The organism is Burkholderia cepacia ATCC 25416 (genome assembly GCF_001411495.1).
Lineage (GTDB): Bacteria > Pseudomonadota > Gammaproteobacteria > Burkholderiales > Burkholderiaceae > Burkholderia > Burkholderia cepacia.
In genome coordinates, this window is record NZ_CP012983.1 from 241034 (window position 1) to 257663 (window position 16630).

Sequence of the window (16630 nt, forward strand, 5' to 3'; positions counted from 1 at the left end):
CCTGCCGGAATCCGTGCGGAAGCGGAAAAATGCGTCCGCCGCGCACCGCGCTGCTGATTACGCAGCAGTGCATCAGCAGCGCTGTTTCCCCCAGTTCATCGTGCTGCGGAATATGGTTGTGATGCCGTGGCTGGCACGCTTATCAACGTGTGTCGATCGGCGGGCGCGCCACGACAGGCCGTCGATCGCGATGCATTTCGTCATGCAGACGATCGTTTTTCATCGCTGTCGTCGAAATGGCACGCTCCTTGCTGACCCATGACGTGGCGGGTGCATCGGCACCCGATTCGACAATGGGAATGCAACCGATGAGCAATGCAATCAACGTGGTCGCGATATCGGGCGGCCTGCAGCGGCCGTCGCGCACGCTGGCGCTGACCGACGCGATCGTCGCGGCACTCGGCGCCGCGCTGACGATCGACACGCGGCTGATCGAACTCGGCGAGATCGGCAGCCGGCTGGCCGGCGCGCTGACGCGCGCGCAGGTGCCGGCCGACCTCGACGCGCAGATCCGTGCGATCGAGACGGCCGATGCGCTCGTCGTCGCGAGCCCCGTGTATCGCGCGTCGTACACGGGCCTCTTCAAGCACCTGTTCGACCTTGTGCATCACGAGGCGCTGGTCGACGTACCCGTGCTGCTCGCCGCCACCGGCGGCAGCGAGCGTCATGCGCTCGTGATCGACCATCAGCTCCGGCCGCTGTTCAGCTTCTTCCAGGCACGCACGCTGCCGATCGGCGTGTATGCGTCCGAAAGCGATTTCGACCAGTACCAGATCGCGAGCCCGGCGCTGCGTGCGCGCATCGCGCTCGCCGTCGATCGCGCGGTGCCGCAGCTGCGCCCGCATGCGCTTTCCGTCGCGGCCGCCTAGGCCGCCAGCGTTTTCCCTTCCGACCAGGACACACTCATGAGCCATTCCGACTCTTCCGCCGACGGCGTCAAGTTCGCCTACTGGGTGCCGAACGTCAGCGGCGGCCTCGTCGTCAGCACGATCGAGCAACGCACCGACTGGAGCCTCGAATACAACCAGCAGCTCGCACGCACGGCCGAGGCGGCCGGCTTCGAGTACGCGCTGAGCCAGATCCGCTTCACGGCCGGCTACGGCGCCGAATACCAGCACGAGTCGGTGTCGTTCAGCCAGGCGCTGCTGCACGCGACGACGAAGCTCAAGGTGCTCGCCGCGATCCTGCCGGGGCCGTGGCACCCGGCCGTGGTCGCGAAGCAGCTCGCGACGATCGATCACATCTCGAACGGACGCATCGCGATCAACGTCGTGAGCGGCTGGTTCAAGGGCGAATTCACCGCGATCGGCGAGCCGTGGCTCGAGCACGACGAACGCTATCGGCGCTCGAAGGAATTCATCCAGGCGCTGAAAGGCATCTGGACGCAGGACAACTTCACGTTCAAGGGTGATTTCTACCGCTTCAACGACTACACGCTGAGCCCGAAGCCGGTGCAGAAGCCGCATCCGGAGATCTTCCAGGGCGGCAGCTCGCGCGCGGCGCGCGACAACGCGGCGAGCGTGTCGGACTGGTATTTCACGAACGGCAATACGCCGGAGAACCTGAAGGCGCAGATCGACGACATCCGTGCGAAGGCGGCGGCGAACAACCATCGCGTGCGCATCGGCGTCAACGCGTTCGTGATCGCGCGCGATACGGAGGAAGAGGCGCAGGCGGTGCTCGACGACATCATCCGGCACGCGCACGTCGAGGCCGTGCACGCGTTCGGCGATGCGGTGAAGCAGGCCGGCAAGGCTTCGCCGGAGGGGGAGGGCAACTGGGCGAAATCGACGTTCGAGGATCTCGTGCAGTACAACGACGGCTTCCGCACGAACCTGATCGGTACGCCGCAGCAGATCGCCGAACGGATCGTCGCGCTGAAGGCGATCGGCGTCGATCTCGTGCTCGCGGGGTTCCTGCATTTCATCGAGGAGGTCGAGTACTTCGGCCAGCGCGTGCTGCCGCTCGTGCGCGAACTCGAGGCTCAACGGCAGGCGGTTGCCGCGTGACGCGGGGGCCGGTGCGCGGCGGGCACGTACACCTGCCGCGCACCGGCCGATCGAAGGGGCGACACCGGCGGTTCTCGCGGGTCGACCCGGTTTGACGTTTCGGATATCGAAACAGGAGGTCGGCGGATGCTTCCCGGCGCCGCCGGCCGGTTCATGAGCTTTGCCGGAATCGACATGTCTACGGAAATCATCGAAGAAAACGTGCAACCGCAAGCGGGCGTCACGCCCGTTCCCGTCATCGGCTCGGATGCCGAGGCACTCGACGTCGCGCGTCAGGTCGCGGCACGGCTGGCCGAGCACGCCGCGCTGCGCGACCGCGACCGGAAGCTGCCGTTCGACGAGATCGAACTGTTCTCGTCGAGCGGGCTGTGGGGCATCACCGTGCCGCGCGAATACGGCGGCGCGGAGGTGTCGAACGTGACGCTCGCGGAAGTGATCGCGATCGTTTCCGAGGCGGACCCGTCGCTCGGCCAGATCCCGCAGAACCACTATTGCCTGATCGAGGATATCCGCCTCGAGGGCAGCGATGCGCAGAAGCGCTTCTTCTTCGATCTCGTCCTGAAGGGTACACGCTACGGGAACGCGTTTTCCGAAGCCGGCGGCAAGAACGTGCTCGATATCCGGACGCGCGTGCATCGCGATGGCGACGCGTTCGTGCTGAATGGCCGCAAGTTCTATTCGACCGGCACGCTGTTCGCGCACTGGATTCCGGTACTCGCGCTCGACGAGTCGGACCAGGCCGTGCTCGCCTTCGTGCGGCAGGGTGCGCCGGGGCTGACCGTCGTGGATGACTGGAGCGGCTTCGGGCAGCGCACGACCGCGAGCGGCACGGTGATCGTCGAGAACGTGCGCGTGAGCCCGTTCGAAATCTTCCACACGCAGCGTTCGTACGATCGCCCGACCTTCGCGGGACCGTTCGCGCAGATCACGACCGCGGCGATCGACCTCGGGATCGCGCGCGCCGCGCTGCAGGACACGATCGCGTTCGTGCAGCAGCATGCGCGCCCGTGGATCGACAGCGGCGTCGAGCGCGCGAGCGAGGACCCGCTGACGGTCGCGCAGATCGGCGACATCGCGTACCGCGTGCACGCGGCCGAAGCGCTGCTCGCGCGCTCGGGCCGCTTCGTCGACGCGGCGAAGCGCGAGCCGGGCGAGGAAACGGTTGCGCAGGCCGCGATCGCGGTGGGCGAGGCGAAGATCGCGACGACCGAGGTGGCGCTGCTTGCCGCGAGCAAGCTGTTCGAGCTCGGCGGCAGCAAGTCGACGCTGGCGAAATACAACTTTGACCGCCACTGGCGCAACGCGCGCGTGCATACGCTGCACGACCCGGTGCGCTGGAAGTATCACGCGATCGGCAACTACTACCTCAACGGCGTGAAGCCCGCGCGCCACTCCTGGAACTGACCGGCTCGCGTCGGCCGCCGTCACCACCCTCACCCTCACCACTACCGCCGCGGACGGCACGTACGCGGCGCCGCTTCATTCCTGACGAGGTCAATCGATGAGTCATCCAGCAAGCCCCGCGCAGGCACTGCCCGCGCAGCATGCCGCACCGCCGGCGGGCGGCCTGCGGCGCAACTACCTGAGCCTGCCCGAACTGATTGCGCAGTCGATCGGCCTCGTCGGCGTGTCCGGCGGGATCGGCGTACTGATCCCCGCCGTGTTCGCGACGGCCGGCAACGGCACGTGGCTCGCGTACCTGTTCGCGATCGTCGCGCTGCTGTTTGCGTCGTGGAGCATCTCGGTGTTCGCGCGCGATTCGGCGTCGCCGGGGGCGCTGTATGCATACGTGTCGGCCGGCATCGGGCCGGTCTGGGGCGCGATCTGCGGCTGGTCGCTGCTGATTGCCTATGCGGTGGCCGCCGCGGGCATCCTGCAGGGGACGATCAACACGTTTCTCGTGCTTGGCCGCGAGACCGGGCTGCTCGGCGGCGCGACGCCGCTCGGCGCGGTGCTCGGGCTCACGGTCGTCACCGCGTTCGCCGCGTGGTACATCGCGTTTCGCGACATCCGGCTGTCCACGCGTTTCACGCTGTTCGTCGAACTCGCCACGCTGCTGCTGATCGCCGTCGTCGTGATCGGGACGATCGCGTTCGGCGGGCATCCGGTCGATCGCGCGCAACTGACGCTCGAAGGCGTGAAGCCGACCCAGCTGCAGCTCGGGATGGTGCTCGCGTTCTTCAGCTTCACGGGGTTCGAGAGTGCGACCGTGCTCGGTGCGGAAGCGCGCGACCCGTTCCGCGCGATTCCGCGCGCGGTGCTGATCAGCGTCGTCGGGCCGGCGATCCTGTTCGTGATCGGCGCGTACGGGATGGTGAGCGCGTTCCACGGGCAGACGCCGCCGCTCGACCGGGTCGACGGCCCGCTCGCGGTGCTCGCGCATCGGCTCGGCGCCGGCTGGGTCGGCGTGCTGATCGACGCAGGCGTGGCGTTGAGCTTCTTCGCGGCGTTCTTTTCGTCGATCAATGCGGCGGCGCGGATCGTCTATACGTTCGGGCGGCAGGGCGTGCTGCATGCGTCGACGGGCCACGCACACGAGCGCAATGCGACGCCGCACGTCGCGGTGGCGCTGATCGCGGTGCTGGCGCTGGTCACCGCGCTGGTATTCACCGCGCGCGGCACCGCGCTACTCGATTCGTATGGCTATCTCAGCTCGATTGCCACGTATGGCTGGCTGCTTGCATACGTGCTGGTGGCGATCGGCGCGCCGCTCTATCTGCGCCGCCAGCGCCGGCTTCGCGCGCGGCATGTGGCGATCAGCGTCATTGCGGTCGTGCTGCTCGCGATTCCGCTGGCCGGCAGCGTGTATCCGGTGCCGGAGGGCGTGTATGCGTGGCTGCCTTATGTGTTCGTCGCGCTGCTGGCGATCGGGCTCGGGTGGTTCCTGGTGCTGCGCGTCCGGTTTCCGGAGCGGTTGCGCGAGCTGGAGGCCGAGTTGCTGACGAAGTGACGGGGCGCGCCGTCGGACTTCGGCGCGCCGGTCGGCTGGACGGTGCTTATTCGGTCAAGTCGAAATCTTCTTCGCGGCCGTTCAGTATCGCGGTCAGTGTCCGCAGCCCGGCATCGAGCTGGTCCATGGTCGGCGCGGCCAGTGCGAGCCTTACCGCGTTCGGTGCATGGCCGGACGAGACGGCAAACGTGGTCGACGGCGTCAGCCCGATGTCGCGCCTGGCCGCGGCCGCGACCAACGTCTGTGAGCGCCAGTGCGCCGGCAAGGTCAGCCACAGGTGGTAGCACTTGCCGTTGGTCCGGATATCGAAACCCGCGAGACGATCGATTGCCAGCGCCTGGCGCTCGCTCGCATCGATGCGCTTGAGTTGCGCGAGCTCGGCCACGGTGCCGTCGCGCATCAACCGCTGCGCGGCCGCGAACGCGAATCCCGAGGCGGTCCACCCGCCCGAGCGTACCGATGCCATGACGCTTTCGCGTAGCCGCGGCGGCGGCACGATGAATCCCAGGGTCATGCCGGGCGTGACCTTCTTGGACAGGCTGTCAATCACGATGCAGGCGTCCGGAGCGAGCGCGGCCAGTGGCGGTTCGTCGCCGAGGAAGCCGTACACGTTGTCCTCGATGACGGGAATGTCGAGCTTTTCGACCACGCGTAACAGTTCGGCGCGACGCGCGGTGCTCATCGTCATGCCCAGCGGGTTCTGGATGGCCGGCTGGATATAGATTGCCGACAGCCTGGCTTCACGGTGCGCCTTTTGCACTGCGTCGGGACGCACGCCGTCGTCGTCCATCGCCAGCGGTACCAGCGAGATGCCGAGTTTGGCGGCGATGCCCTTGATGAACGGGTAGGTCAGCGCTTCCACGCCGCAGCGTCCGCCTGTCGGAACGACCGCGGCCACGGCTGCGGCAATGCTTTGCCGCCCGTTGCCGGTAAACACGAGCTGGTCCGGCGACGGCGACCATGCCGGTTGCGACAGATAGGCGGCGGCTACGCTTCTGATGGCCGCGGTGCCGATACTGGTGGCCTCGCGCAGCGCGGCATCGAGTTCCGCCGGTCGGTGCAATCCGCTCAGGCTTCGTGCAATCAACGCCGTTTGATCGGGGACGCTCGGATAGTTGAACTCGAGATCGATCCGTACGCCACGCGGCTCCCCGGGCGCCGCCGCCCCGCGCCGCGTCTCGCCCGACACGAAGGTGCCGCGGCCGACTTCACCTACCACCAGCCCGCGTCGCAAGAGCTCCGTGTAGACCCGGCCCGCCGTCGATGCGGCGATTGCATGCTGGTCGGCGAAAAGACGCTGGGGAGGCAGGCGATCGCCGGGCGCCAGTGTGCCGTCGGCGATTTGCGCGGCAATCGCGTCGGCCAGTTGCAGATACTCGGATTTGGACATGGATTGCACCGATAACAATGATTATTGCACCGAGGTCAATGTTTTCATTGCACTGAAATATGAGGCGGTGCATTCTGATTTCGTCGAGTCGATTGTACCGGGGCTGCAACGCTTGTACGACTCGGGCTGCAGGCAGTGCACCTGACCGGCGCACTGCATCGCCCCGGCATACCCATTGGAGAGGCAGTATGCATGGAGCACGTTCAACCCTGATCGCTCGCATGGCGGCGACGCAGCTACGGGCCGGCTCGCGGCAGCCTGCCGTGTGGCGTTCCGTGTCGGTGAGTCGGTCATGACGGCCGCACTGGTCGCGGTGGGGCTGCAACTGACGCTGACCACCATCCTGATCGCGTTCGCGGGCGTGTTCGTGATCGCGTTCATGCGCGGCGCGTTCGGCGGTGGATTCGCGATCATCGGCATACCGCTGCTGTCGCTCGTGATGGACCCGGTGACCGCCGGCGGTCTGCTTGCTCCGCTGTTCATCGCGATGGATCTGTTCGCGCTGCGGTACTGGAAGCCTTCGACATGGTCGAAGCCGGATCTCGTTCTGCTGCTGCCCGGGCTGGTGATGGGTATCGGATGCGGCTATCTGGCATTTCGGTTTCTCGACCATCGGGCCATCGAACTCCTGATGGCGGCGGTCACGCTGATATTCGTCGGCCTGTGGGTGGCCGGCGGCGCGCAGCTGACGGTCCGTCCGCGTTCGCGACCGAAGGCCGTGACCGCCGGTCTCGCGTCGGGCGTCACGACGATGGTCGCGCATTCGGGCGGGCCGCCGCTCGCGATGTACCTGCTGCCGCTCGGTCTCGGCAAGGAGATGTACGCGGGAACGACGAGTCTTTTCTTTACCGTGGGCAACGCGCTCAAGGCGGTGCCCTGGATGCTGATCGTGCGGCCGACCATGAACGTCTGGGCATTGATGGCGGTCTGCCTGCTCGCCGTTCCGGCCGGCGTGGTATTGGGCTGGCGGCTGCACGGCAGGCTGGACCAGCGCCTGATCTATCGGATCTGCTACGGATTGCTGGCGGTGACCGCGCTGAAACTCTTCTGGGACGGCGTTTCCGGCTATCTCGCGTGAAGCGGGCGCACTGGCGCCCGTTCCCGGTGCCGGTGCGAAGTTCTTGCGAGTGACCAGTAATCAGTAGTGCAGATGTCGTTCGTCCGACCAACAGGAGCGTGTATGTCGACTGATACTTCTTTGCGGACGCCGTCGCGGCGTCATTTCATGGGCGTAGCCGCGACCGCCGCGGTGGCGGGTTCGTTGAGCCGCCTCACGTTTGCCGAAACCGAAACCGAAGCGAGCAGGGCCGTCGTGGGCGTTGCCCGACCGGCCGGCGGCGACGCGTCCGCCGTGCGCCCGCTGCGGGTGCATGCGCCGGACGTGCAACTTGCCGAGCTGCGGCGGCGGATCAACGCAACGCGCTGGCCCGAACGGGAAGCGGTCGCCGACGCATCGCAGGGCGTGCCTCTCGAGACGATGCAGAAACTCGCGCGCTATTGGGCGACCGACTACGACTGGCGCAAGGTCGAAGCGACGCTGAACGCACTTCCGCAGTTCGTCACCCGGATCGACGGGCTCGACGTTCATTTCATCCACGTTCGCTCGAAACATCCGGATGCGTTGCCCGTCATCGTCACGCACGGATGGCCCGGCTCGATCATCGAGCAACTGAAGATCATCGGGCCGCTGACCGATCCGACGGCCCATGGCGGCACGGCATCGGACGCGTTCGACGTGGTGATTCCATCGTTGCCGGGCTACGGGTTCTCGGGCAAGCCCGCTGCGACCGGCTGGGATCCCGTGCGCATTGCGCGCGCGTGGATCGTCCTGATGAACCGCCTCGGATACCGGCGTTACGTGGCGCAGGGTGGCGACTGGGGTAATGCCGTGACCGAGCAGATGGCGCTGATCGCGCCGCCGGAGCTCGTCGCGATTCACACGAACATGCCGGCCACGGTGCCGGACGATATCGCGAAGGCACTCAAGTCCGGTGAGCCCGCGCCCGCCGGTTTGCCGCCGGACGAACGGCACGCGTTCGAGCAGCTCGATCGTTTCTACAGGCACGGCCTCGGCTATGCGCAGGAAATGGCGAACCGCCCGCAGACGCTGTACGGCATCGAGGATTCACCGGTCGGACTCGCCGCATGGATGCTTGACCACGACGCGAGCGGCCTCGCGCTCATCGAGCGCGTTTTCGATGGCCATACCGAGGGACTGACGCGCGACGACGTGCTCGACAACGTCACGCTCTACTGGCTGACCCGCACGGGCGTCTCGTCGGCGCGCCTGTACTGGGAGAGCAAGCTTGAATTCTTTGCGCCGAAGCATGTGACCATTCCGGTGGCCGTGAGCGTGTTTCCGGATGAAATTTACGCCGCGCCGAAGCGCTGGGCGCAGGCCGCATATCCGAAACTGATTCACTACAACCGTTTGCCCAGTGGCGGGCATTTCGCGGCCTGGGAGCAGCCGAATGCGCTGTCGGAAGAACTGCGTGCGAGCTTCCGGTCACTGCGCTGAACGCATTCGCGCGATCGTATGATTCGCGGATCACGCCACACCTGCCATCCTCGACGCGTCGACCACCATCTGCACGCCGAGCCCGCCGAGGATGAGCCCCATCGCCCAGCGCTGGGCGAGCAGCAGCGTCGGGCGCCCGTGCAGGAACTTCGCGATGCTGCTGGAACAGATCGCCACCGTCCCGTTCGCGCAGGCGAATGCGGCGATCAGCAGCGAACCGAGAAACAGCGACTGGCCGAGCACGCTGCCGTTCCGGTAGTCGATGAACTGCGGTAGCAACGAAATGAACAGCATCGCGAGCTTCGGGTTCAGCACGCTGGTCGTCGCGCCCATCGCGAGCAGCCGCAGCGGCCGCTCGCTGGGCAACGCCCGCACCTCGAACGGCGAGCGGCCGCCGGGCCTGACGGCCTGCCATGCCAGATACAGCAGGTATGCCGCACCGACCACGGCCAGCCCGCTGCCCGCATAGGGCACGCTCATGAACAGCGTCGTGATGCCGAACGCCGCGCCGAACATGTAGAACAGGTACCCGATCATCACGCCGCCGAGTGAAATGAGCCCCGCCGTGCGGCCCTGCGCGATCGAGCGCGACATCACGTAGACCATGTTCGGCCCGGGCGTGACCGCGAGCATGCCGCCGATGACGAGAAACCCGTAGAGCGATCCGGACGTATGCATGTCTGACGATTCCTGCAACGAGTGAGTGCTGACGGGAATCATTGTCCGATCGTGGAGGCGAACAGTAAAACGGGATAAACTGAATCGATTGATCAGTTTTTCTGAATACGATGAAAAAGCTCGACCTCGATGTGCTCGCGATGGTGGTGGCCGTCGCCGAATCCGGATCGTTCGCTCAGGGCGCGCAGGCCGTGCACCGGTCGCCGTCGGCGGTGAGCATGCAGATCAAGGCGCTGGAAGATGCGCTCGGCAAGCCGCTCTTCATCCGCGACACGCGCAACGTGACGCCGACCGGCGAAGGCACGATGCTTGCGGAATACGGCCGCCGGATGCTGGCGATGCGCGACGAGGCCTGGGCGTCGGTCGTGCGCCCGGAGATTCGCGGCCGCGTGACGATCGGCGTGCCCGACGACTACATTTCGTCGCTGCTGCCGCAGGTGCTCGGCAAGTTCGCCGCGATGCACCCGCGTGTGGAAGTGCGCGTGATCGGCCAGCCGAGCAGCGCGCTCGTGCCGATGCTGAAGGACAACACGGTCGACCTCGCGTGCCTCACGCGGATCAAGGGCGTGACCGGCGAGCTGATCCGGCTCGAACCGCTCGTGTGGGCCGGGTCGCCGAAACGCAACGTATGGGAGGAGCGGCCGCTGCCGGTGGCCTTTTTCACGCACGGCGGCAGCATGGCGCGCGATCAGGCGGTCAAGGCGCTGAACCGGCGGAAGATCCCGTACCGGATGTCCTACGAGAGCCCGAGCCACCTCGGCCTCCTCAGCATGGTGGAGGCCGGGCTCGCGGTCGCGCCGCTGGCGCGCTGCTGCATTCCCGATCATCTCGTGCAGCTGTCGGAAAGCCACGGGCTGCCGCCGCTGGGCGAACTCGAGGTCGTGCTCGCGCGCAGCGCGCAGTCCGCGCGCCCGCCGTGCGACTACCTGGCCGAGCAGATTCTCGGCGAATGGCGTACCTGAACGCGGGCAGCCCGCCGGCGGCCGTGTTTCAGCACGACTTCAGCAGCCATTCGCGGAACGCGACGAGCGACGGCAGTGTCTCGTTCCCCGGCGGATAGACGAGGTAGTAACTGCGCTGGCTGGTGATCGCGTCGCCGATCGACACGAGTTCGTTGCGGCCCAGCTCGTCTTCCACCAGCACCTTCGGCACCAGCCCGATTCCCATCCCGGCCCGCACGGCCTGGATCAGATGCGACGTCAGCTCGAAGCTCGGGCCGATGCGCATCTGCCGATGGTCGAGCCGATAGTGCGAAAACCACTCGGCCCATGCCTGCTGGTTGCTCGTCACGCCGAGCAGCGTCTGCTTCGCGGCCCACGCCGGCGAACGCGCGTCGGCCTTGCGGCGGCTGCCGGTGTCCGGCGGCGCGATCGCGATCAGGAACTCGTTGTACAACCGGTGCGCGTGCAGGCCAGGCCAGTCGCCCGCGCCGACGGTGATGGCCGCATCGAGGTCGTCGTTGAGGAAATCGATGGCGCCGATCCGCGAATGGAGGTGCACGGTCACGCCCGGATGCGCGGTGTAGAAGTCGTGCAGGTGCGGCAACAGCCATTTCGAGCCGAACGTCGGCAAGGTGGCGAGCCGCAGCGTGCCGGCGCCCGCCTGATGGGACATCGCTTGCAGCGTCGCACCGCGGATGCGCCCCAGTGCGCCGCTCAGCTCGGCGAAGTAGCGGCGCCCGACCTCGGTCAGCTTCACGGAGCGGCCCTCGCGCCGGAACAGCGGCACGCCGAGTTGATCCTCGAGCGTCTGGACTTGCCGGCTGATCGCGCTCTGGCTCAGCGACAGCTCCTCGGCCGCGCGCGTGTAGCTTTCATGCCGCGCGGCGGCCTCGAACACGAGCAGCAGCGACATGGACGGGGTGAGGCGACGGTAATTCATGAGTTTTATGCAATATTCGCCGGGTGAGAATTCGTTTGTTTCTCACGGAAATTCCAAAGATACTGGAATTCCCGGTCGCGCGGAAACTTGCCAAAAAGTCATGTTTTGGAGCGCGCGAACCGGCCGGCTCCACCCACACTGCGCTTTTGCCCCATGTCGATCGCCTCGTTGCCCCGCCCCGCCAGCCCGCCCGCGAATGCGTACCGTGACTTTCTCGCCGCGCTGCGGGCCGCCGGATTCGCCGGGGAGATCCGCGCGGACCATGCGAACCGGACGGTGCAGGCCACCGACAACTCGATCTACCAGCGCCTGCCGCAAGCGGTGATCTGCCCCGCGCATGCCGACGACGTCCAGCTGCTGGCACGGCTGCTCGCCGAGCCCGCGCATCGCGACGTCGCGGTGGCCGCGCGCGGCGGCGGCACGGGCACCAACGGGCAGTCGTTGACCGACGGCGTGGTCGTCGACCTGTCGCGGAACATGAACCGGATCCTCGAAATCGACGTCGAGCGCCGCCGGGTGCGCGTGCAGGCGGGCGTCGTCAAGGATCAGCTCAATGCGGCGCTGAAGCCGCACGGGCTGTTTTTCGCGCCGGAACTGTCGACGTCGAACCGCGCGACCGTCGGCGGGATGATCAACACCGACGCGAGCGGGCAGGGCAGCTGCACGTACGGCAAGACGCGCGATCACGTGCTCGAACTGGATTTCGTGCTGATGGGCGGCGAGCGGCTGCACAGCGACGCACTCGATGACGAAGAACTGGAGCGCCGCTGTGCGCGGCAGGACCGCATCGGCAAGGTGTACCGCACCGCGCGACGCATCAGCGACGACAAGGCCGCGCTGATCGAAGCGAAGTTTCCGAAGCTCAACCGCTGCCTGACCGGCTACGACCTCGCGCACCTGCGCGAACCCGACGGCCGCTTCAACCTGAACAGCGTGCTGTGCGGCGCCGAAGGTTCGCTCGGCTTCGTCGTCGAGGCGAAACTCAACGTGCTGCCGATCCCGAAGTATTCGGTGCTGGTCAACGTGCGCTACGCGGGCTTCATGGATGCGCTGCGCGACGCGCGCGCCCTGCTCGCGCACGAGCCGCTGTCGATCGAGACGGTCGACTCGAAGGTGCTGATGCTCGCGATGAAGGACTTCGTGTGGAGCAGCGTCGCCGAGTATTTCCCGCAGGACGACGCGCGTCCGACGCTCGGCATCAACCTGATCGAATTCAGCGGCGACGACGCGGACGACGTCGACGCACGCGTGCGTGCGTTCGTCGAGCATCTGCGCACCGATACCGGCGTGGAGCGCCTGGGCCACACGCTCGCGGCCGGCGACGACGCGGTGAAGCGCGTGTATGCGATGCGCAAGCGCGCGGTCGGCCTGCTCGGCAACGTGCAGGGCGAGGCGCGCCCGCAGCCGTTCGTCGAGGACACCGCGGTGCCGCCCGAGAACCTCGCCGCGTACATCGCCGAATTCCGCGCGCTGCTCGACGGTCACGGGCTGCAGTACGGGATGTTCGGCCACGTCGACGCGGGCGTGCTGCACGTGCGCCCGGCGCTCGACATGAAGGACCCGAAGCAGGCGGCGCTGGTGCGGCCCGTGTCGGATGCGGTGGCCGAACTCACGCAGCGCCACGGCGGCCTGCTGTGGGGCGAGCACGGCAAGGGCGTGCGCTCCGAATATGCACCTGCGTTCTTCGGCGAGCTGTATCCGTCGCTGCAGCAGCTGAAGGCCGCGTTCGATCCGTACAACCAGTTCAACCCGGGCAAGATCGCGACGCCGCCGGATCACACGATGCGGCTGCTGAAGATCGACGAAGTGCCGACGCGCGGCGACCACGACCGGCAGATCGACGAGCGCGTGTGGCAGAGCTACGGCACGGCGATGCACTGCAACGGCAACGGCGCGTGCTACAACTTCGATCCGGACGACGCGATGTGCCCGTCGTGGAAGGCGACGCGCGAACGCGTGCAGTCGCCGAAGGGGCGTGCGTCGCTGATGCGCGAATGGCTGCGCCTGCAAGGGCAGGCCGGCGTCGACGTCGTCGCGGCGGCGCGCGCACGGCAGCCGTTCCTGCGCGGCCTGGCTGGGCGCTGGCGCAACAGCCGCGCGGCGCGCAACGGCGAGGCCGATTTCTCGCACGAGGTGTACGACGCAATGGCCGGCTGCCTCGCGTGCAAATCGTGCGCCGGGCAGTGCCCGGTCAAGGTCAACGTGCCCGAATTCCGCTCGCGGTTTCTCGAGCTGTATCACCAGCGCTACCTGCGGCCGGTGCGCGACTACCTGATCGGCTCGCTCGAATTCACGATGCCGTGGATGGCGCGCGTGCCCGCGCTGTACAACGGGCTGATGCGCGCCGGCTGGGTGCGCACGCTGCTCGAGCGGCACGTCGGCATGGTCGACAGCCCGCTCCTGAGCCGCTTCGATCTCGCCGCCGTGATCCGCGAATGGCGCGTGAAGCCGGCCGACCCGCAGGCGCTCGCCGCGCTGAGCGACGCGCAGCGCGCACGCAGCGTCGTCATCGTGCAGGACACGTTCACGCGCTATTTCGATACCGAGCAGCTGGCGACGCTGATCGAGCTGGCGGCGCGCACGGGTTTTCAGGTGTGGCTCGCGCCGCTCGCGCCGAACGGCAAGGCGCTGCACGTGCAAGGTTTTTTGCGCGCGTTCGAGAAGGCGGCGATCCGCAATGCCGGGCAGCTGGCGGCGCTGGCGCGCTCGGGTGTCGCGCTGGTCGGCCTCGATCCGGCGATGACGCTCACGTATCGGCAGGAATACCTGAAGGTGACGGGGCTCGCCGATGTGCCGAAGGTGGCGCTGCCGCAGGAATGGCTGCTGCAGGCGCTGCCGGAAGCGGACTCGGGCGCCGTGCCGCGCGTCGCCGGTTCGTACCGGTTGCTGCCGCACTGCACCGAGAAGACCAATGCGCCCGACAGCGGCAAGCAATGGGCACAGGTGTTCGCACGGCGCGGGCTGCGTTTGCAGGTGCAGGCAACCGGGTGCTGCGGGATGTCGGGCACCTACGGGCACGAAGCGCGCAATCTCGAGACGTCGAAGACGATCTACGCGCAGTCGTGGGCGGCGCACGTCGATGCGGCGGATGGGGAAGGCGAGGCGCTGGCGACCGGTTATTCATGCCGCAGCCAGGTGAAGCGGATGTCTTCGAAGCAGGTGCGCCATCCGTTGCAGGCGCTGCTCGATCACGTGCGGGCGGCGGGAGGATGATCGGGCGTCGCATGGCGCGGTGCCCTTGAGACGAATTCCGTTCCGGCGGCAAGCGGCAAGCGGCAAGCGGCAAGCGTTGAGCCGCTGTCGACGCATGCCCGCGCTCAGGCGTCGGCCTTCGCCGTTTTTCTGGAACGCGGCTTGTCCGCCGCAGGAAATACGCCGCCGCCGCGCGGCCGTTTCGGTTCGATCCGCATCTGCCGGATCACGCGCCGGAAATCGATCTCGTGCGCGGCCAGCGTGCCGATCAGTTTCGCGATGACCGCGAGGTGGGACGGGACGGTGCCCTTGCTCGAATAGTTCGTGATCGAACTTTCGTTCATCCGGATCAGGCGGGCGAACTCGCGCGCCGTCAACTGTGCCTTCCTCAACTCCTGTTGGAATTCCGCATACGCCATTGCGCACATGATGCTTCGTCTCCGTGAATCAGAAATCGGCCCGCGCGGCGCCGGCGCCGACGGGTGGCGTTCCCGTCGTGCCGGCGCCGCGGCGGGTTACATCTTCACCTGGTCGAGGAAGGTCTTCTTGCCGCTCTTGTAGCCGTAGATCGAGATGATCCCGTGCGTCAGGTCGCCCTTCGCATCGAAGGTCGTCGTGCCGATCACGCCGTCGTACTTCGTCGCCGGCATCGCCGCGAGGATCTTCGCCGGGTCGGTCGAGTTCGCGCGCTTCATCGCGTCCACAGCGATGTAGACCGCGTCATACGCGAACGGCGCATCGAACTTGATGCCCTGGTTGAAGCGCTTCTGGTACTTCGCGAGGAAGTCCGCGCCGCCGGGCATCTTCTCGAGCGCGGCGCCCGCCTGCGAGCACAGCACGTTGTCGGCCGCCGGGCCGGCCAGTTCGGCCAGCGAGTCGGTGCACACGCCGTCGCCCGACAGGATCTTCGCGCGCAGGCCGAGCTGCTTCGCCTGCTTCGCGAGCGGGCCGCCGGTGGCGTCCATGCCGCCGTACATGATCGCGTCAGGGTTCTCGCCCTTGACCTTCGTCAGGATCGCGCGGAAGTCGACGGCCTTGTCGTTGGTCGCGTCGTGCGACAGCACCTTCAGGCCGAGCGCCTTCGCCTTCTTCTCGAACTCGTTCGCGAGGCCCTGGCCGTATGCGGTCGAATCGTCGATCACCGCGACGCTTTTCACGCCCTTCGCCTGCGCGTAGCTCGCGAGCGCCGGGCCTTGCTGCGCGTCGGTCGCGACCACGCGGTACGTCGTCTTGAAGCCTTGCTGCGTGTAGGTCGGGTTCGTGGCCGACGGCGAGATCTGCACGATGCCCGCGTCGCTGTAGATCTTCGACGCCGGGATCGACGTGCCCGAGTTCAGGTGGCCGATCACGGCGACGACCTTGTCGTCGACGAGCTTCTGCGCAACCTGCGTGGCCTGGCGCGGGTCGGCCGCGTCATCCTGCGCATCGAGTTGCAGCGTGATCTTCTTGCCGCCGATCGTCAGGCCCTTCGCGTTGATTTCCTCGACCGCGAGGCGCGCGCCGTTCTCGTTGTCCTTGCCGAGGTGCGAGATGCCACCCGTCGTCGGTTCGACGCTGCCGATCTTGACGACCTGGTCGGCCATCGCGCCCGACGCGGCCGCGAATGCGGCGGCAGCCAGTGCGACGGTGATCAGGGGTTTGCAGCGCATGCCGACAGTGCTTCGTTCCATCTGCCATCTCCGATTTGAATGATCTTTCTATTGGACGTCTCGACCGTCCGACGGTGAGGCCGGGGCGATCGGATGAGTCTCCATACCCGTCATGGGTTTCACTTGCATCGTGTCCTGCCCGTCGGCGTGATGCCCGGATGAGCGGCCCGGGGCCTGACAGCGCGCAATTCGTATGAATATATATGAAGCCGATTTTGCGCGCTGCAGCGAATCGCGTCACGGGGCCGGTGCGGCAAGGCCGGCGCCCGAAATCCGAAGGCGCCGGATGCCGGAAATCGTGCGCCGCGGCACGCGATGGATTGCGATTCGCTGTCGACGGCCTTACGGCCGCATCCATTATTC

The 16630-nt window shown here is 67.0% G+C and carries 13 protein-coding genes; 8 read left to right on the plus strand and 5 right to left on the minus strand.

From position 1 onward, the window contains the following. Window positions 1–308: 308 nt before the first annotated feature. The 4 genes from msuE to APZ15_RS33440 all read left to right on the plus strand — a co-directional run bounded on the left by msuE (window position 309) and on the right by APZ15_RS33440 (window position 4959). The gene (gene msuE, locus APZ15_RS33425) at window positions 309–869 is read left to right on the plus strand and encodes an FMN reductase (RefSeq protein ID WP_027792182.1); all 561 of its coding nucleotides are present in this window, start codon (window positions 309–311) and stop codon (window positions 867–869) included. 36 nt (window positions 870–905) lie between these two features. Further along, the gene (gene sfnG, locus APZ15_RS33430; RefSeq protein WP_027792181.1) at window positions 906–2009 is read left to right on the plus strand and encodes a dimethylsulfone monooxygenase SfnG; all 1104 of its coding nucleotides are present in this window, start codon (window positions 906–908) and stop codon (window positions 2007–2009) included. Window positions 2010–2183: 174 nt separating this feature from the next. Then, window positions 2184–3413: an SfnB family sulfur acquisition oxidoreductase gene (locus tag APZ15_RS33435; RefSeq protein WP_034196243.1), complete on the plus strand. Its 1230-nt coding sequence runs from the start codon at window positions 2184–2186 to the stop codon at window positions 3411–3413. Window positions 3414–3510: 97 nt separating this feature from the next. Next, entirely contained in the window at window positions 3511–4959 is a 1449-nt protein-coding gene (locus APZ15_RS33440) for an APC family permease (RefSeq protein ID WP_080982082.1), read from the plus strand. A 46-nt stretch (window positions 4960–5005) separates the two neighbouring features. Here the strand turns inward: APZ15_RS33440 and APZ15_RS33445 are convergent, their stop codons facing one another. After that, window positions 5006–6349 carry an aminotransferase-like domain-containing protein gene (locus APZ15_RS33445; protein WP_027792178.1) on the minus strand — a complete coding sequence of 448 codons (1344 nt, stop codon included), beginning with the start codon at window positions 6347–6349 and terminating at the stop codon, window positions 5006–5008. A gap of 292 nt (window positions 6350–6641) precedes the next feature. Between APZ15_RS33445 and APZ15_RS33450 the strand changes: the two genes are divergently transcribed. Both APZ15_RS33450 and APZ15_RS33455 read left to right on the plus strand, forming a co-directional pair. After that, window positions 6642–7427 carry a sulfite exporter TauE/SafE family protein gene (locus APZ15_RS33450; protein WP_034196201.1) on the plus strand — a complete coding sequence of 262 codons (786 nt, stop codon included), beginning with the start codon at window positions 6642–6644 and terminating at the stop codon, window positions 7425–7427. A 102-nt stretch (window positions 7428–7529) separates the two neighbouring features. After that, on the plus strand, window positions 7530–8867 hold the full coding sequence (locus tag APZ15_RS33455; RefSeq protein ID WP_027792176.1) for an epoxide hydrolase family protein: 1338 nt from the start codon (window positions 7530–7532) through the stop codon (window positions 8865–8867). 30 nt (window positions 8868–8897) lie between these two features. Here the strand turns inward: APZ15_RS33455 and APZ15_RS33460 are convergent, their stop codons facing one another. Next, on the minus strand, window positions 8898–9545 hold the full coding sequence (locus APZ15_RS33460; protein ID WP_021160723.1) for a LysE family translocator: 648 nt from the start codon (window positions 9543–9545) through the stop codon (window positions 8898–8900). 110 nt (window positions 9546–9655) lie between these two features. Between APZ15_RS33460 and APZ15_RS33465 the strand changes: the two genes are divergently transcribed. Next, on the plus strand, window positions 9656–10507 hold the full coding sequence (locus APZ15_RS33465; RefSeq protein ID WP_027792175.1) for a LysR substrate-binding domain-containing protein: 852 nt from the start codon (window positions 9656–9658) through the stop codon (window positions 10505–10507). Between the two features lie 28 nt (window positions 10508–10535). Here APZ15_RS33465 and APZ15_RS33470 read toward each other — a convergent pair whose 3' ends face one another. Then, on the minus strand, window positions 10536–11426 hold the full coding sequence (locus APZ15_RS33470; RefSeq protein ID WP_027792174.1) for a LysR substrate-binding domain-containing protein: 891 nt from the start codon (window positions 11424–11426) through the stop codon (window positions 10536–10538). Window positions 11427–11579: 153 nt separating this feature from the next. On the opposite strand from APZ15_RS33470, the gene ydiJ reads away from it, so the two are divergent. Then, the gene (ydiJ, locus tag APZ15_RS33475) at window positions 11580–14639 is read left to right on the plus strand and encodes a D-2-hydroxyglutarate dehydrogenase YdiJ (RefSeq protein WP_027792173.1); all 3060 of its coding nucleotides are present in this window, start codon (window positions 11580–11582) and stop codon (window positions 14637–14639) included. A 104-nt stretch (window positions 14640–14743) separates the two neighbouring features. Here the strand turns inward: ydiJ and APZ15_RS33480 are convergent, their stop codons facing one another. Then, on the minus strand, window positions 14744–15046 hold the full coding sequence (locus APZ15_RS33480; protein ID WP_027792172.1) for a hypothetical protein: 303 nt from the start codon (window positions 15044–15046) through the stop codon (window positions 14744–14746). 87 nt (window positions 15047–15133) lie between these two features. Then, window positions 15134–16288, minus strand: a complete 1155-nt coding sequence (locus APZ15_RS33485) for a branched-chain amino acid ABC transporter substrate-binding protein (protein ID WP_021160717.1) — start codon at window positions 16286–16288, stop codon at window positions 15134–15136. Window positions 16289–16630 lie beyond the last annotated feature (342 nt).

Excerpts from the sequence above, each read along its gene's own strand:
- APZ15_RS33460 (WP_021160723.1), bottom strand. The coding sequence starts at position 9,545 with ATGCATACGTCCGGATCGCTCTACGGGTTTCTCGTCATCGGCGGCATG.
- APZ15_RS33450 (WP_034196201.1), top strand. The coding sequence starts at position 6,642 with ATGACGGCCGCACTGGTCGCGGTGGGGCTGCAACTGACGCTGACCACC.
- APZ15_RS33480 (WP_027792172.1), bottom strand. The coding sequence starts at position 15,046 with ATGTGCGCAATGGCGTATGCGGAATTCCAACAGGAGTTGAGGAAGGCA.
- APZ15_RS33455 (WP_027792176.1), top strand. The coding sequence starts at position 7,530 with ATGTCGACTGATACTTCTTTGCGGACGCCGTCGCGGCGTCATTTCATG.
- APZ15_RS33465 (WP_027792175.1), top strand. The coding sequence starts at position 9,656 with ATGAAAAAGCTCGACCTCGATGTGCTCGCGATGGTGGTGGCCGTCGCC.
- APZ15_RS33435 (WP_034196243.1), top strand. The coding sequence starts at position 2,184 with ATGTCTACGGAAATCATCGAAGAAAACGTGCAACCGCAAGCGGGCGTC.
- APZ15_RS33440 (WP_080982082.1), top strand. The coding sequence starts at position 3,511 with ATGAGTCATCCAGCAAGCCCCGCGCAGGCACTGCCCGCGCAGCATGCC.
- APZ15_RS33470 (WP_027792174.1), bottom strand. The coding sequence starts at position 11,426 with ATGAATTACCGTCGCCTCACCCCGTCCATGTCGCTGCTGCTCGTGTTC.
- ydiJ (WP_027792173.1), top strand. The coding sequence starts at position 11,580 with ATGTCGATCGCCTCGTTGCCCCGCCCCGCCAGCCCGCCCGCGAATGCG.
- sfnG (WP_027792181.1), top strand. The coding sequence starts at position 906 with ATGAGCCATTCCGACTCTTCCGCCGACGGCGTCAAGTTCGCCTACTGG.
- APZ15_RS33445 (WP_027792178.1), bottom strand. The coding sequence starts at position 6,349 with ATGTCCAAATCCGAGTATCTGCAACTGGCCGACGCGATTGCCGCGCAA.
- APZ15_RS33485 (WP_021160717.1), bottom strand. The coding sequence starts at position 16,288 with ATGGAACGAAGCACTGTCGGCATGCGCTGCAAACCCCTGATCACCGTC.
- msuE (WP_027792182.1), top strand. The coding sequence starts at position 309 with ATGAGCAATGCAATCAACGTGGTCGCGATATCGGGCGGCCTGCAGCGG.